Below are 16,871 nucleotides of genomic sequence, written 5' to 3'. Positions count from 1 at the left end.
TAGTCAGTAGTCAGTAGTCAGTAGTCATGAATTATTGGTTATTGGTTATGTGTTATTGGTTATGTGTTATTGGTTATGTGTTATTGGTTATTGGTTATTGGTTATTTGTTATTTGTTGTAATACCCCATGCCCAATGCCCCATGCCCAATGCCCCATGCCCAATGCCCCATGCCCAATGCCCCATGCCCAATTCCCATTTTTAGTTTTTTTCTAGCAACCAATAAGTCATCATATTCCCCTTACCTTTTACCGGAATCACGCCTCGCCTCTCAAATAAATACTTATCTTTCAAAAGCTCATAAGTAACATCAGTAACTTGAATTCTGCCTGCAAAACCCGTAGCTTCCATCCTCGCCGCTACATTCACCGTATCTCCCCACAAATCATAAGTGAACTTGCTCACACCAATTACTCCCGCAACCACCGGCCCGGAATTGATGCCGACGCGAATTGCCAGTTTTTCCCCTGTCTCGGCGCACAACTTTGCTATTTTTGCCTGCATTCCCAGGGCCATTTGGGCGATCGCCTCGGCGTGGTCCTGTCTCGGGGTAGGCAATCCCCCGACTACCATGTAAGCATCGCCAATAGTCTTAATTTTCTCCACCCCGTACTTTTCAGCTAACTGGTCGAAGTGGGAAAAAATTACGTTCAAGCGCTTGACCAACTCGGTGGGAGACATTCTAGCAGACAACTCAGTAAAGCCAACAATATCAGCAAATAAAACACTTACTTGGGCAAAACTGTCGGCGATCGTGCTTTGCTCTGCCTTCAAACGTTCTGCTATTGGTTTTGGCAAAATATTTAACAGCAACTTCTCGCTTTGTTCTTGTTGAACTTTTAGGGCTTCTTGTGCTAATTTGCGCTCGGTAATGTCCGAAACAGTACCCTCATAGTAGAGCAGCTCACCTTTTGAATCTCGAACAGCCCGGACATTTTCTGACACCCAAATCCGCCGCCCGTCTTTGCGGCATACCATAGATTCAAACCCCGAAACGGCATTTTCAGCATCCATAGCAGCCACGAATTCGACGCGGCGTTCCTGGTCAACATACAGTTGCTGAGCAATATTTTTAATGTCGGACATCAGTTCTTCTGGGGATTCGTAACCGTACAATTTGGCCAAAGCTGGATTAGCGCTGAGATAGCTTCCTGAAGGCGTGCTTTGAAAAATGCCTTCCATCGCATTTTCTACAATACTGTGATATTTTTCTTGAGCAATACGCAGCAATTCTTCTGCTTGTTTGCGCTGAATTAAAGAACCTAATTGAGTGCCGACTGCATTAAAAACGTCTATAAATCGTGCGTCTTTCCCACCCGACGAAATTTTAAAGAAAACTAGCACTGCCAATACTTCATCGCCTACCAAAATCGGCACGCCAAAACCCGCTTTGAATCCGAGTTCTAGTGCTATCTGACTTCGGAAAAAATGCGGGTAGCCCTTGGAAATATCTTCTACCCATTCCGGTTGCTTGGATGCCCAAATTCGTCCCGGCAGCCCTATATTCCGGGCAAATGTCAGTTGTTCGCTTTGCTTGCGGAACGATTCCATGCTGGGGTTGCTGGCATACCAGCCCCGGGCAGATTGCAGCACAGTTCCTTCTGCATCGGGAATCCAAGCTTCTCCTACATCCCATCCGATTGTTTCGCCAACATGGTGCAGAATTACTTCTAAAGCTGAGTGAAAGTCTACAGCTTCGCCGATCGCCCGCGTAGTTTCCAGCAAAAACCGGATTGATTCTTCAGCCCGCTGCCGTTCTGCAATTTCTTCCTGCAATCTAGAATTGCGATCGTGCAGTTCCGTAGCTTGCAGTTGCAGTTTGGATTGCAGCGAACGAAGGGAAAGTTGGTTTTGGACGCGGGCTAAGACTTCTTCTACTTGAAAAGGTTTAGTAATATAATCCACTCCTCCTACTTGAAAAGCTTTAACTTTTTCCAGCACGTCATCTAGCGCACTAATAAAAATTACCGGAATATCTTTAGTTTTTTCGCTGAACTTTAACTGCTCACAAACTTCATACCCGTTCATTTGCGGCATATTAATATCTAGTAAAATTAGATCGGGAGGAGATATTTGTGCCCCTTGCAAAGCCAAGTGTCCGTTAATAGCCTTCCTGACATGATACCCGTAAGATGTCAGCATAGTGGATAAAAGTCGCAAATTATCCGGCATATCGTCAACGATCAGAATGTCTTTAGGAGTCACTGGTAATGGATGGTCGTTCATCATAATATAATTGAGTTAAATCGATAATGATATCTATCCGAAAATTATCGACTAAATCTGTTAAAGCGTTAGCGAGATTTGCCTCTGTTTCGGGAATTTCCTCGATCAGTTCGAGGATGCGCTGGTCATCTACACAAAGTGCTGCTCGGTGCAACTCGACCACCCAGTCTGTGGGCATTACACTCAAATCTTCGGTGGTCAAACTTTTAAGCAGCGTCGGTGTTGAAAAAGAAGTAGATAAGTTTTCTTTCTCATAAATATAACGCAGGTTGAGGTGATGCGCTATCTTTTCAAAGAGTACCTCTTCCCGAAACGGTTTACAGATCAAATCGTTACAACCAGCCGACAAAATTATTTGCCGCTGCTCGTCAAAAGCACTGGCAGTCAGGGCAATAATTATTGTTTCTCTACCTTCTAGAGTTTTTTTGATCTGTCTTGTCGCTTCATACCCATCCATCACGGGCATCAGCATATCCATTAATATCAAGTGCGGCTTCCAAGTTGAATGCAAAGCAATTGCTTCTTGACCGTTTGTTGCTTCCCGGACTTCAAATCCCAGGGGTACCAGCAGCTTAAGCAGCAGTTGGCGATTTTCCGCTACATCTTCAACTATTAATATCCGATAAGTTTCTTGTCCGGCTTCTAAAGCAATAACTTGTTTAATCGGTGATTTTTCTTGTTCATCACTTTCTGTTACTAAGTTAACCCAGATATTAAAGCTGAAAGTTGTGCCTTGACCGAGTTGACTTTCAACAGCAATATCACCTCCCATAATCCGGACAAACTGTTGGCTGATCGGCAACCCCAGACCAGTTCCCTGCATGGAGTTTCGACCAGTTTCGGTTTGTACAAAGGGCTTAAATAATGTGGAAAGTTCCAAGGGAGAAATGCCGGGGCCCGTATCGGCAATTTCAAAAGACAATAGGGATTTGTTTTCTTCGGTGGCGTCTTTTTCAGCTTGGCTGCTGACGCGCAAAGTAACGGTTCCCTGTTGAGTAAATTTAATCGCATTGCCGAGGAGGTTAATTAAAACTTGCCGCAATTTAGCTTCGTCTGTTTGAATGTACTGCGGCAAATCCTCGGCATTTTCAAAAATTAGGTGCAAACCTTTTGAGTTTGCTTTTAGTTGCAGCATTTCTTTGAGACTGTTGAGAAGGTTGTATAGATTAAAGCGGCTGGGATTGATAGTAATTTGACCGGATTCTATTTTGGACATTGACAAAACATCATTGATGAGTTCCAGCAAATGTTCGCCGCTGCGGTTAATAATTTCTATGTATTCTTTTTGTTCTTCCGTGATAGAACTGTTGCGGGCCATGACTTGGGAAAAACCGAGAATGGCGTTGAGAGGTGTGCGGAGTTCGTGGCTCATGGAAGCTAGAAATTGGCTTTTGGCGCGGTTGGCAACTTCGGCGTTTTCTTTGGATTTAATCAGTTCCATTGACTGCCTTTGAGTACGGGCGAGCAATTCCGCTTGCTGTAATGCTACTCCTAGCTGAGTGCTTACATCAACTACAACGTTGATTTCAGCTTTGCTCCACTGGCGGGGAGCTGAATTTTGATAGGATGCTAGTAATCCCCAGAGCGTTTGGCCGCAGAAAATTGGCACAATAATGTAGGATTTAGCTTGAAATTTTTCTAGCAAATTGATGTAACAAATATCGAATCCTTGCTTGTAAATGTCTGGGACACAAAGGTAAGTTTTACCTCGGCTGAAAACTCCGCCTTGGGTTTCTTGCAAATAGGTATCCTGTATTTCTTGTGAGGGGCTATCTAATTCTTTGACAACGCAACGTTCGCTGTCTAAAGCGCCTTCAGTAAAGTGAGAATCGAGTTCCTGTTCTTGGATGAAAGAAACCCACTTGTGGTCACGGGATTCGGCTACAAATTCGCCGCTCCAGTCTGGATTGAAACGGTAAATGGCGACTCGATCGCACTTCATGGTTTGGCGCAATTCTCGGGTTGTGGCGTAAAAAATTTCTCGGATATCTAAAGTCTGCCGCATTCTTTCAATGATGCGGGCGATCGCTCTTTGTCGTAAAGCACTTTCTTGCAGTTCGGTTTCTGCCTGCTTGCGTTCAGTAATATCTACAGCCATTAGAGCAATGCCGATCGCTGTACCGTTATCGTCAATTAGCTGAGTATTGTACCACTCGCAGATGATAATTCTGCCGTCTTTAGTCCGATTTTCGGTAGTGCCGCTGGATTTGGCATTCAAGTCATGATTGAAAATCTCAGATAATTGCGGGTGGTAGCTTTCAGGTACGATAAAATCGGAGGCGACTCGACCAATCGCTTCTTGCTCACTGTAGCCAAAAATAGCAACTGCGGCGGGATTCCAAGTAATAATTTCTAAATTGAGGTTTAACTCAATAATGGCGATCGGCGTTTGCTGCAATAAAAACGAGATTCTTCGCTGCGATGCTAGAAGTTTCTCTTCGGCTAATTTGCGGTCTGTGATGTCATTAGCAGTGCTGAGAATTTGTTTGGGTCTACCATCGGCTGTTCTGAGAAATACTGTATCCCAAGTGTGCATCCATCGCCATTCACCGTTTTTGTGTTTCATGCGGTATTGACATTCAATGACATCACCGTCTTTGGCTTGATCTACTTTGTGGAGGTTTTCAAAAAAGTTTGGCAAATCGTCGGAGTGGAGCAGCGTTGGCATCATTGCTGTACCCATATCTTGTATTTCTTGGGCGGTGTATCCAAGTATCGTCGAAATTTGTCGGTTGGTATAAACATTCCGCTGTTCAATTAAATCGTAAACGTACAATAGGTTCGGGTTGGAATCGGCGATCGCTTGAATGAAGTGCTGGCTCTGTCTGAGTGCGGATTCTGTTTGTTTGCGAACGCTAATATCTCTGGCTACGATAATTACTGAATCAGGAGTAAGCGGAGAAACTTTAGCGTCTAGGCAAACTTCGCGCTCTCCGATTTTAAAGCTATATTCAACATTGAGGGTTTGCTTCGTTTTTAGAGCTTGTTTGATGGCATTTAATACTAAATCTGCTATAGGTTGCGGCAAGACTTCATGAGCGGTTTTGTTAATCATTTCGCTGGGAGGTTTCACCAAATTTGTTGATGCTGTAGGGGCAATTTTGATGCAGCGTCCTTCTGCATTTCTCACTAAAACTGTGTCAGTCATGGCGGCAAAAATCGCCCGCAATTCTGTTTCAGATTCTTGCAAAGCTTGCTCGGCGCGGACACGGGTGCGAATTTCTGCTTGCAGCACTTTATTTTGCCGATCGAGCTGCTGAATTCGGTTTTTTTCTCGTTCGATCAGTTTAGCCTGAGCGATAGCGATCCCTACTTGAGCCGCCACAGCTTCTAATAAGTCAATTTCTTCGGAAGTCCATTCCCGGTAACGATCGCACTGGTGCAAACAGATAGCGCCGTTTGCCATGCCTTGGTAGGAAGTGCGAATTGCCAGCATTGATTTTAACCCAACCTTCTGGCAAATCGGTTGAACAGCTAGCAACAGAGGGTCTGAATAAACATTGTTGGAGGCGATCGGCAGATCTTGTATCATCATTTGTATGACGTGAGGATTGCCCCAAATTGGAACAGGTACGTTCCGAATAGATTCGCACTCGGGTTCGAGATACTCTGCCGCCAGAGGAATATCCACTTGGGGAGTAGTAACGTAAGTATGAATCAAACAGCGATTGGCGCAGAATGCCAGACCGATTTGAGTTGCAGCTATTTGAAATATTTGTTCTGGCTGCAAGCTTGAGCGAATTTCTTGAGTTATTTTTGCAATCAGCAATTCTCGCTGAACTCGCCGTTCTAGAGCAGCTTTAGCTCCAGCCATTTCTATTTCTGCGTGCTTGCGATCGCTGATATCAAAAACTACGCCATACCAAACAATATCGCGATTATCGCGTATTTCTGGCCGAGAATTAGATTGCAGCCATTTGAGTTTACCCGACGGTGTAATAATCCGCCATTCAAAGGCAAAAGGTTCTAAAGTTTGGGCGCTAGTAGCAATTTTTTTGACCAGATAATCTTGGTCATCTGGATGATTTTGAGAGAAGCAAAATTCGGGATCTCTTAATATTTCTTCACTCTCTAATTCGTAAATATCCCGACAAGCATAACTAATATATTCAAACTTGAAACTTCCATCTGCCTTCTTTATAAATTGATAAAGAACTCCCGGTATATTGACTGCCAATTTCTGCAACCGTGCTTTGCTTTCCCGGAGTGATTGTTCTGTTCGCTTGCGAAATTCTACCTCTTGTTGCAGTTGGGCATTCTGCTGTTTTAATTGTTTGGATAGCTGTTGTATAGTCAATTGACTTTCGAGCCGCACTAAAATTTCTTCCACTTGAAAAGGCTTAGTAATGTAGTCAACACCGCCGACTTCAAAAGCTTTGACTTTGTAAAAAGTTTCCTCAAAAACGCTCAAGAAAATAACCGGGATTTCTCTAGTTTTTTCGTTAGCTTTCAGTCGGGCGCACACTTCATAGCCGTTCATTTTGGGCATGGCAATATCCAGCAAAATTAAGTCTGGGAGGACGGTTAAATTAGCATTAACCACCATTTCTCCCGAAATTGCCCGCTGAACTTTATACCCTTCTTTCGTCAATATGTCTGATATAAACCGCAGGTTTTGGGGCTGATCGTCAATAATTAAAATTTGAATATTTCCTTTATCTAATATCATTTTTGTCTGATTACTGTGAATTTTTTAGTGCTAGCAGCAGGTTGATAATTTAATAAGTTTAGCGATTCCTTTCCGATCGTAATTATTTTTTATTAAACACTTTTTGACCTCACCAACAAAAAGAGTAATTTTAGATATTAGTTCATCAAATAACGCACATTCTCTACTTTTAACTTATTAGTTGCTAGTCTTAAGTTAGCAACTAAAGTTAACCGTATTTTAATTATATTTAATTGCCCACAAAAATCCCCTTATTTGCTGTCCAAATTAAGTTGGTGGAAAAACAATCATCGCTTAGGCACTCCACACCAAAGCAACCGGGTTTTTTAACTTTGTTCAAGGGCTGCGACAACGTATTTTTGTACAACCAGGTTGAGCCGCCGGGGACAGTTTTTTTTACTTGACTTTAGCATTAAATATCCCAGGAGGGTAACGCAAGTTTCTTGACATTTTGCTGCCATCTTCAAAAAGTTTTAGCACATATACATACCTGGACGCAGTGCGAGGCGAATAAACCGGGTTTTTTACTCTTGCCCCAGGGAGCATCTCAACGAAAGCAACCAAGCTAGAAATTGGAGTTTTGAGGCAGGAGACAGGAAGAAGAAGGAAAGAGGAAGAAGGAAGTAGTCAGAAGAAGTGTTTTTACAAATATGAGATGCTCCCTTGCCCCAGGCTGTAACGAAGTATGGCTGTGAAAAAACTCGGTTTCGACGCACCCGTCCACAAGTCTTAAGATATTTATAGGTGACTAAGAGTATACATCGCTCATCCCGCACCCCAAGCCTACCATATCAACTATTTTCTCCGTCTTTTCTATGCCAGCAATTCCTTAAGTTTAGCAAAATTTTCATGGCTGAAGTAAATTTTAATTTCTAGTTCTTGGTCAGATTCCCACAGCAGCAGCATATTATCTTCGCCCAAGGCGATTTCGGGATTGTTTAATTCAAGTGTTTGATATTTAACTTCGGGAATGCCTACGCGAATTACCAGTTCCGATTCCAACTGAGGATAGATGTACAATTGCTGTTGCAAGTTGTCAAGTTCTAATTTGTCAACAGTGTTGTTACGTTGGACAGGAGAATCGGGTGTGGACCAATAGAGAGTTTGCTCCCGAATTTCGGGATTGACTATCACAAATGTTTCGTCAAAACGCTGGGGGTGCCAGTGAATTTCGCTCAAACCGCCGATTTGCGGAATTAGTCGCTCTACCCAGCTAATTTCTTTGCCGTTGAGGTTGCCCCACCACTCACTGATATTATGGAGGTTGTCAGCATTTTCGGGGTGGCTGCTGCCGGACTGCCAGACTGTTTTTAGTTGTTGCATATACAGGTTCTCCAGCGAATTAAAATTTGAGATTGCAGGCTTTCAATTGGAGATTCATTCGTTATACAATAATTTTAATGGACTTACCAATTATTTACCACGAAGATTACGTTGCACCTCTGCCACCGGATCACCGCTTCCCGATGGCAAAGTTTCGGATGCTTTACCAGATGCTGCTCGCGGACGGGGTAGCAGATAAATCGCAATTTCACGCTCCCGAACTTCCCCCTCAAGAATGGATTGAATTAGTCCACGACCACTCCTATGTTCAAGCTTACTGCAACGGGACGCTCGATAACAAAGCGACTCGGCGAATTGGTCTGCCTTGGAGTCGCGCCCTTGTTAATCGCACTTGCACTGCGGTTGCAGGAACTGTACTAACTGCCAAGCTCGCTTTAGACTACGGTTTGGCTTGCAATACTGCAGGCGGAACTCATCACGCCTTCCCTGCTTTTGGGTCTGGTTTTTGTATTTTTAATGATTTGGCGATCGCCTCTCGCGTCTTACAAAAAAATGGTTTAGTTCGCAAAGTTTTAATTGTCGATTTAGATGTCCACCAAGGAGACGGAACCGCCGTAATATTCCAAGATGACAGCAGCGTTTTTACTTTCTCAATGCACTGCGAAGTAAATTTTCCCGGCACTAAACAAAAGGGCGATTTAGATGTACCTTTGCCTGTGGGTATGGAGGACGACGAATATTTACAAACATTGGATAAATTCTTACCTGATTTGCTTTCAAATGTCAAGCCAGATTTAGTTTTGTACGATGCTGGAGTAGACCCTCATCACGGTGACAAACTGGGAAAATTAGCTTTAACTGATACGGGTTTATTTCGCCGGGAAATGCAAGTTTTGATGGCGTGTTTGGCTGGCGGCTATCCCGTTGCCTGCGTGATTGGCGGGGGCTATTCCGATGACGCTAAGGGGTTAGTTTACCGGCATTCGCTGCTGCACCGAGCCGCCAGTCAAGCCTACAGGCAGTATCGACTTTGATCCTGATCGGCGATACTTCCGAAATATGGCAGAAAAAACTGTCTCCCTCACCCAAACAACTAAAAATACTATTAGCGAGCGCTCCTGCTTGCCAGATGGGTACAACTTGAGCTAAAAAGTTGTTAAACAAACAACCGCACCTATGTCCAATGCCCGCGAGTCCAATCACCCGTATCCACTGCTGGTTGTCATTGTTAACTACCGAACCTCTAGTTTGACAATTGACTGCTTGCGCTCTCTAGTTAGCGAAGTGCAATCGCTGCCCGGTATGCGGGTCGCAGTTGCCGACAATGCTTCAGGCGATCGCTCAGTCGAAGAAATTAGTAGTGCGATCGCCTCTGAAGGCTGGAGCGAATGGGCATCCTTCGTTCCCCTAGACCGCAACGGCGGATTTGCCTTCGGCAACAACGCCCTGATCCGTCCCGCCCTCCAATCCACCAATCCCCCCCCTTACTTCCTGCTGCTCAACCCAGACACCATTGTTCGCCCCGGTGCCTTAAAAGCCCTCGTCGATTTCATGGACTCCCACCCCGAAGCCGGCATCGCCGGCAGCCGCTTGGAAGACCCCGACGGCACTCCCCAGGAGTCAGCTTTTCGGTTTCACAACCTCTTGACCGAACTCGATTTTGGTTGGCGCACAGGCTTTATATCCAAGTTATTAGCCAACTGGGCCGCAGCGCCTCCCATTTCCCAAGAAACCTGTCAAACTGATTGGGTAGCTGGAGCCAGCATGATCGTCCGTCGCGAAGTATTTGAAAAGATTGGCTTGATGGATGAAGCTTATTTCATGTACTGCGAAGAAATGGACTTTTGCCTGCAAGCGAACAAAGCTGGCTGGAGTTGCTGGTACGTACCCGAAAGTCGCGTTGTCCACTTAGTCGGCCAAAGCTCAGGCGTCACTGACACCAAAAAGCCCGCCAAGAGGCGACCCACCTATTGGTTTGATTCCCGGCGTAGGTACTTTATCAAAAATTACGGCTTGGTTTACACAGCATTAACTGATGTATCCTGGGCTTCGGGTTTTGCAGCCTGGAGGGTGCGCCGCGTACTTCAAGGCAAACCAGATAGCGATCCACCACAATTGCTGAGGGATTTTGTATTAAATAGTGTATTTTTTAAGGGGGGTAAGATTGAAAAATCCAAAAACTTTTAAAGAAAGTTGGTAAATCGGTCAAAGCCAACTAAACCATGTTAACCTAGGCAAGCAAAATATTTTATGATGCAGCCGAGAAATTAGTATTCTCGATCGATAAAAGCAGATTGCTCCTTCCTCAAAAAGCTGAGAAACCAATTAATATCGTCGGCATCTAGCAATAGAGTAAACAAGAAATAGTGTGAATTAGAGCTTATGGTAACTGAGCAAAACTTAATCACGAGTGAAAATCAAGTAGAAGGCCCCGGCCTGGGACTGTGGCAGCAAATTAAAGAAGACTGGATTGCTCATGGTCGAGATTGGACAAAACCGGGATTTCGCGCCGTAGCAGTGCAGCGTTTTGGCGTCTGGAGAATGCAGGTAGAACCGAAATTACTGCGAGCTCCTTTTAGCATTATTTATCGAGCACTCTACCGAAAAGTCCGCAATAGTTACGGGATAGACTTGCCTTACACTGTGAAGCTCGGGCGGCGCGTGGTGATTGAACATCAAAACGCTATTATTATTCACGGATATTGTAAAATCGGCGACGACTGCATTATCCGCCAAGGTGTAACGTTGGGAAACCGCTATTTGGACAAACCGCTAGAATCCCCTCAATTGGGCGATCGGGTTAACGTCGGCGCTGGTGCAAAAATCCTCGGAAAAGTAAACTTGGGAGACGACGTAAATATCGGTGCCAATGCAGTCGTCTTGTCAGATGTTCCCGCAGGCAAAACAGCAGTGGGCATCCCAGCCAAGATTCTTCAATCTACTAAAAATTCCGACACTTAATGCTAAAATCAATCAAGTCAGTTGACAACGGAAGGCTAGTAAAATGCGTTTATTAATAGTCCAGTATGCCGGCGATTACAGCGAATCATTTGAACGCTTTGCTGAAGGTAAAGGAGAAACATACTCTGCTCAAAAATATTCGGTTGACGCAGTTGCTGAAATTGGCAAGCTGATGGAGGAAGTTACAGTTATTTGTTGCTTAACAGCCGAACCTTACAATCGAGTTTTAGCAAAGGGAGTACGAGCAATCGGTACCGGATTTCAAGGTAAAATTCAGATGAAAAACTTACTTCGCTTGATAGCAGAACAAAAGCCTACTCATTTAGTTTTGCGAACCCCGATTAGAGAAATTATTCAATGGGCAATCCGACAAAAAGTTAAAACAATAGCCACGTTAGCAGACTCTTTTTCAACCGAAGGTTGGGGCAACAAAATTAAAACTTATTGGCTAGCTAGCGTATTAAATAACAATCACATTGAAGGGATAGGAAATCACGGTATTAATTTATGCCTATATCTTAAAAAAATAGGTGTAAAATCGAGTAAAATAATTCCTTGGGATTGGCCTTCTACTGTTACCCCAGATTTGTTCACACAGAAAACACTGCCAGTTGGTAAAAGCACTTGGGATCTAGTTTACATCGGCAGCATTACAGAATCTAAAGGCGTTGGCGATCTTATAGAAGCCGTAGCCAAGTTAAAAGCCAAGAATTTATCAATGAATTTAAAGATAGCAGGTGGAGGCGAAATCGAAAAGTTTACCAAACAAGCCAAACAATTGCAAGTAGAAGACCGGGTACAGTTCCTGGGATTGTTGGAAAACAATCGTGTAGTACATCTGATGAGAGAAGCTGACCTAGTTGTCATTCCCAGTCGCCATGCATATGCAGAAGGAGTCCCAATGACAATTTATGAAGCTCTGTGTTCTCGAACTCCTATTATTGCCTCAGATCACCCATTGTTTCAGAACAACTTAAAACATCAAGAGAATGCGATGATATTTTCGGCTAGCGACTCTAGAGATTTAGCGGCACAGATTGAAAAATTGCTGTCAGACTCGGCTCTTTATGAAAGTATCTCATTGGTGGCAGCTGATGCCTGGAAAAGGTTACAAATTCCGGTGAAATGGGCATTGATGATTGAACGTTGGATCGACGGTAGCGAAGAAAATCGGCAGTGGTTGTTAGAACACGCTCTTTCGTCAGGACTCTACAACTCTAGATCGGCATAAAAGCAACTTACAGTGCCTCAAAATCGAACCACAGCTCGTACAGTTGCGGGTGTCACACTATACAGTGATACATCAGCTTCAATGGAGGCGCGATCGATGGCTTTGGCACAACCAAATTTTAACAAATAAGCCTAGGTAGATTGATTAAAAAGTCAACCATAACTCTGCGGAGATTCAAGCACTCTCCCTACTCAAGTTAGAGATTCCTCTCAAGGTAAACTTCACAAATAAGCACAATAGTCTACATCATTAAAACACTGCACAAACAATGGTTGAGTCAATCATTTCTGCTACAGAAGCAGACTGGAGCCGCGAAAAATCTAGCAAGTGGTGGGAGCCCAGTCGCCAACTGCTCAAATCTATCCGCCACTATCAAAAGTGGCAGAAGCAGGGTGGAATTGCAGGATATATTTTATGCCGTTGGAACGTTATCCAGCATCGATTTGGGAGCGTTGTAACGGCAACAGACATCCCTTTAAACTGCCAACTACAAGGAGGACTACTGCTGCCTCATCCTAATGGCATTGTCATTCATCCCAGTGCTTCCATTGGCCCTAACTGTCTGATTCTTCAACAGGTGACAATTGTTGCTGATGTGAAAATCGGCGATCATGCTTTGATTGGTGCTAATGCTGTGGTGATTTGTGACGTGCCACCAGGTGCAACTGCAGTGGGAATTCCCGCAAAAATCATCGAAAAAAAAACCCAGGAAGTATGAAAAATAATTTCTAGAAGTCGCAGAAAAATTATGAAATTAGCTGGACTTTTATTAAAATATAAAACGAACTACTCAGTAGTCGAATTTAAGAGGTAAAACTTGAAACAAATTGGATTAGTAGCGATCGGACGAAATGAAGGGCAGCGCCTCCGCCAATGCCTAGTCTCGGCCACCAATAAAGTTGCCCGCGTCGTCTATGTCGATTCCGGCTCAACAGACGGTAGCCTAGAGTTAGCCCGATCGATCGGAGCCGATACAGTAGAACTAGACTTATCTATACCGTTTACCGCAGCACGCGCCAGAAACGAAGGCTTTGCCCGCTTGGTGGAACTAGCGCCAGACATCGAATTTGTCCAATTTGTGGACGGTGACTGCGAAGTAGTTGATGGATGGATCGATCGGGCCTACAGCGAACTCGCAGCCAAACCAGACGTCGCAGCAGTATGCGGGCGCAGGCGCGAACGATACCCCGAAGCAAGCATCTACAACCAATTGTGCGACATCGAGTGGGATACCCCCATCGGCGAAACCAAAGCCTGCGGTGGCGACTCCATGATGCGCGCCACCGCATTTCAGCAAGTCGAGGGTTTCAATCCTGCACTAATAGCCGGCGAAGAACCCGAACTTTGCTTGCGACTCCGCCAAAAAGGTTGGATAATTCTTCGCTTAGACGCAGAAATGACCCTGCACGACGCGCAAATGACCAGTTTCGCTCAGTGGTGGAAGCGGGCTCAAAGAGCGGGTCACGCCTATGCCGAAGGTTCCTGGATGCACGGAAGCCAACCAGAGCGCCATTGGGTCAAAGAAACCCGCAGCACCTGGTTTTGGGGCTTAGTCTTGCCAGCCCTAGCCTTGGCAATGACATGGCCGACACAAGGCTGGAGCTTGTTACTATTGAGTGGCTACCCCTTAGCAACCTATCGCACCTATAACTATTATATAAAGCATCGGGAGCTCAGAACTAAAGAGGCAGCCATCTACGCTTTTTCATGTGTATTAGCCAAATTTCCCCAGCTACAAGGTCAAATCCAGTTTCACCAGCGCCGATTGCTGGGGCAGCAGAGCAAGCTAATCGAATACAAAACAACCAACTCTATTAATTCAGCCAGCTAGAATTACAGCTAACGTCCCAGAAAGTCCACCCCTGATTAGCCAACAAATGAGTAATAAAAAATTAAAAGTTTTACTAATTGTAGAGCAGTGCAATCCTGACTGGGCATCTGTACCTTTGGTCGGATACAATTTTTTTCAAAAAATTAACAACTTAGTTGATGCAACCCTCGTTACCCATATTAGAAATAAACCAGCTATAGAAAAACACCCGGAATACGAAAAAATTTTCTATCTTGAAGAAGAAAACTTAAGCCAACAATATTATAAAATAGTCGCCAAAATTACCGCAAATGGACGAGTAAATTGGCCTCTTTATAATGCCTTGAGCTACCCACTTTATGAGGAATTTAATCAGCAAGTCTATCAAAAATTTAAAGGGAAAATCCTCAAGGGAGATTATGACATAGTTCATGCAATTACCCCGATGATGCCGCGATATCCGTTTAAGGTAGTCAGTGTGTGTCAGCAGACTCCTTTTATTCTAGGGCCTGTGAATGGGGGCATTCCATTTCCACCAGGCTTTCAAGAAACGGCCAGACAAGAATTTGCTCAATTCAACTTTTTGAGAGCAGTTGGTCGAGCATTAATTCCAGGCTATGTAGAAACTTACAAAAAAGCCGACAAAATCCTAGCAGGTTCCACCTATACTTTAAATATGCTAAAGGATTTGTTTGCAATCCCTGAGAAAAGAATTGATTTGTTCTACGAAAATGGCATTTCCGAGGAATTTTTAAGTCAGACAAATATCCCCAAGAAAGATGTCAACCATATCAATTTGCTTTTTGTGGGCAGATTAGTGCCTTACAAATGCGCCGATGTTGTCATAGAGTCTATTGGGAAATTAGCCCTGGCAATTCAAAGTAAAATACGCTTAACAATCGTAGGAGATAGCTCGGAAAGAAATAACTTGGAAAACCGAGTAAAGGAGCTTAATTTAGGCGAAATAGTCCGCTTTGCAGGATGGGTAAATCAATCAGAAACTGTGGATTATTACAGGAAAGCAGATATTTTTTGTTTCCCTTCGAGCCGAGAGTTTGGTGGCGCAGTGGTAATGGAAGCTATGGCTTGCGGACTCCCCTGCATAGTGGCGAATAACGGCGGTATTGGTGAATACGTGAATGAAGAAACTGGTTTTAAGATCGAGCCGATTTCTAGAGAGTATCTCACCCAGGAGTTGACAAGTAAAATTAAGCTGTTAGTCGAAGATGATCGGCTGCGGGAAAGTATGTCAGCTAAGGCGATCGAAAAAGCCAGAGAATTTGCATGGGAAAACAAAGCCCTAAAAATCGTCGAGATTTACGAAAAAATGCTCGGTGAGAAAAGTGTTAGTGCATCGACATAGTAGAGGGATATTGTTGAGTTAAAAATTAGAAAGCAGGTACGAAATGAAGGCAAAAATTGGATACTTTATTCCACAATTTCCAGGACAAACACACATTTTTTTCTAGCGGTAGCGACAATTTATTGCAGAACTGGGAATTGAAACAGATTTAGTATCCACTCAACCGCCCCCCAGAGCGATCGCTTCTCACGTATGGGCAGAAGAAGCTCAAAAAAATACTGTTTATCTATTTCCCTTTGCTGCGAAAGATTTTATTAACTCATTCCTAGAGGTTCTCAAAGCTGGTCCCCCTGCATGGTGGCAGTGCCTCGCAGTTATTGCCAAAGCGAGTGACACATCCTTATCTCAAAAGGTTCGGCTATTGGCATTGGTTTTTGTTGCTGGCAAACTAGCAGGGTTAGCAAGAACAAAAGGTTGGTCGCACATCCACGTTCATTCCTGTGCCAATGCCGCCAGTATAGCGATGTTCGCCTCATTACTCTCAAAAGTATCGTATAGCCTGACGCTGCACGGCCCCCTAACTGACTACGGCCCTAACCAAGAACAGAAATGGCACTTTTCTGCTTTTGCAATAGTCGTTACTAAAAAGCTTTATGACGAAGTGAACAAATGCCTTGCGGGTCATCTTCCTCAAAAGGTTGAAATAGCTCCTATGGGGGTTGACCTCTCCCGTTTCCAGAGAAAAACACCATATTCCGCATGGAATGGAAGTGATGCTTGCCACATTTTTAGTTGCGGACGTCTCAACAGATGTAAAGGTCATGCGGATTTGATTGCTGCGATAGATATACTCAGAAAACGAGGATTTAATGTTGAGCTGCAAATTGCTGGAGAAGACGAACAGGGTGGCAGTGGCTACCGCCTGGAGTTAGAAAAGCTGATCGAACAGCTTGGCTTGAAAAGTTGTGTTACCCTTCTCGGTGCGGTGTCTGAAAATACCGTCAATGAGTCCCTAGAAAAAGCACAGGTATTTGCCCTTGCCAGTTGGCACGAACCTCTAGGTGTCGCGATCATGGAAGCGATGGCAATGGAGATGCCTGTAGTAGTTACAGGGTCAGGAGGAGTAAAGGAGCTTATAGATGACGGCATTGATGGGTTACTTGTAGAACCTGAAGCCCCCGAGCAATTAGCAGACGCGATCGCCAATCTCCTCCAAAATCCAGAACTTGCTTTGAGCATCAGTCAGGAATCCCGGAAAAAAATCCTGGCCAAATTTAGCCACGGCCGCAGTGCAGAAACTTTAGCTCAGTGCTTGGAAAAACTTGGAATAACTAACCCGTCTTAGTTATTCCAAAGAATAAATTTCCTCTCAGAGTGCATCAATCCAG

11 protein-coding genes are annotated in these 16,871 nt (G+C 44.2%); 8 read left to right on the top strand and 3 right to left on the bottom strand.

What is annotated here, in order from left to right; genetic code table 11:
• Positions 1–200: 200 nt before the first annotated feature.
• The 3 genes from QUA71_RS01080 to QUA71_RS01070 all read right to left on the bottom strand — a co-directional run bounded on the left by QUA71_RS01080 (position 201) and on the right by QUA71_RS01070 (position 8,217).
• Positions 201–2,228: an adenylate/guanylate cyclase domain-containing protein gene (locus tag QUA71_RS01080; protein ID WP_333281149.1), complete on the bottom strand. Its 2,028-nt coding sequence runs from the start codon at positions 2,226–2,228 to the stop codon at positions 201–203.
• The gene (locus tag QUA71_RS01075) at positions 2,194–6,894 is read right to left on the bottom strand and encodes a response regulator (protein ID WP_333281146.1); all 4,701 of its coding nucleotides are present in this window, start codon (positions 6,892–6,894) and stop codon (positions 2,194–2,196) included. The genes QUA71_RS01080 and QUA71_RS01075 overlap by 35 nt, the downstream gene beginning before the upstream one ends.
• Positions 6,895–7,707: 813 nt before the next feature.
• Positions 7,708–8,217 (bottom strand): hypothetical protein, encoded by a 510-nt coding sequence (locus QUA71_RS01070; RefSeq protein ID WP_333281143.1) that lies wholly within the window; start codon positions 8,215–8,217, stop codon positions 7,708–7,710.
• Between the two features lie 77 nt (positions 8,218–8,294).
• Between QUA71_RS01070 and QUA71_RS01065 the strand changes: the two genes are divergently transcribed.
• The 8 genes from QUA71_RS01065 to epsE all read left to right on the top strand — a co-directional run bounded on the left by QUA71_RS01065 (position 8,295) and on the right by epsE (position 16,828).
• Positions 8,295–9,212, top strand: coding sequence for a histone deacetylase (locus QUA71_RS01065; protein ID WP_333281140.1), 918 nt, complete (start codon positions 8,295–8,297; stop codon positions 9,210–9,212).
• A 142-nt stretch (positions 9,213–9,354) separates the two neighbouring features.
• Positions 9,355–10,365 (top strand): glycosyltransferase family 2 protein, encoded by a 1,011-nt coding sequence (locus QUA71_RS01060; RefSeq protein WP_333281137.1) that lies wholly within the window; start codon positions 9,355–9,357, stop codon positions 10,363–10,365.
• A gap of 195 nt (positions 10,366–10,560) precedes the next feature.
• On the top strand, positions 10,561–11,139 hold the full coding sequence (locus tag QUA71_RS01055) for a serine acetyltransferase (protein WP_333281134.1): 579 nt from the start codon (positions 10,561–10,563) through the stop codon (positions 11,137–11,139).
• Positions 11,140–11,311: 172 nt separating this feature from the next.
• A complete protein-coding gene (locus tag QUA71_RS01050) occupies positions 11,312–12,370 on the top strand; it encodes a glycosyltransferase (RefSeq protein WP_333281131.1) in 1,059 nt (352 codons plus the stop codon).
• Positions 12,371–12,638: 268 nt separating this feature from the next.
• Entirely contained in the window at positions 12,639–13,088 is a 450-nt protein-coding gene (locus QUA71_RS01045) for a serine acetyltransferase (protein ID WP_333281128.1), read from the top strand.
• A 99-nt stretch (positions 13,089–13,187) separates the two neighbouring features.
• Entirely contained in the window at positions 13,188–14,201 is a 1,014-nt protein-coding gene (locus QUA71_RS01040) for a glycosyltransferase (protein WP_333281126.1), read from the top strand.
• Between the two features lie 46 nt (positions 14,202–14,247).
• On the top strand, positions 14,248–15,543 hold the full coding sequence (locus QUA71_RS01035) for a glycosyltransferase family 4 protein (RefSeq protein WP_333281123.1): 1,296 nt from the start codon (positions 14,248–14,250) through the stop codon (positions 15,541–15,543).
• 121 nt (positions 15,544–15,664) lie between these two features.
• On the top strand, positions 15,665–16,828 hold the full coding sequence (gene epsE, locus QUA71_RS01030) for an exopolysaccharide biosynthesis GT4 family glycosyltransferase EpsE (RefSeq protein ID WP_333281258.1): 1,164 nt from the start codon (positions 15,665–15,667) through the stop codon (positions 16,826–16,828).
• Positions 16,829–16,871 lie beyond the last annotated feature (43 nt).

It is taken from the genome of Microcoleus sp. MON1_C5 (genome assembly GCF_036701875.1).
Lineage (GTDB): Bacteria > Cyanobacteriota > Cyanobacteriia > Cyanobacteriales > Microcoleaceae > Microcoleus.
This window is presented reverse-complemented; position numbering and strand designations above follow the sequence as displayed.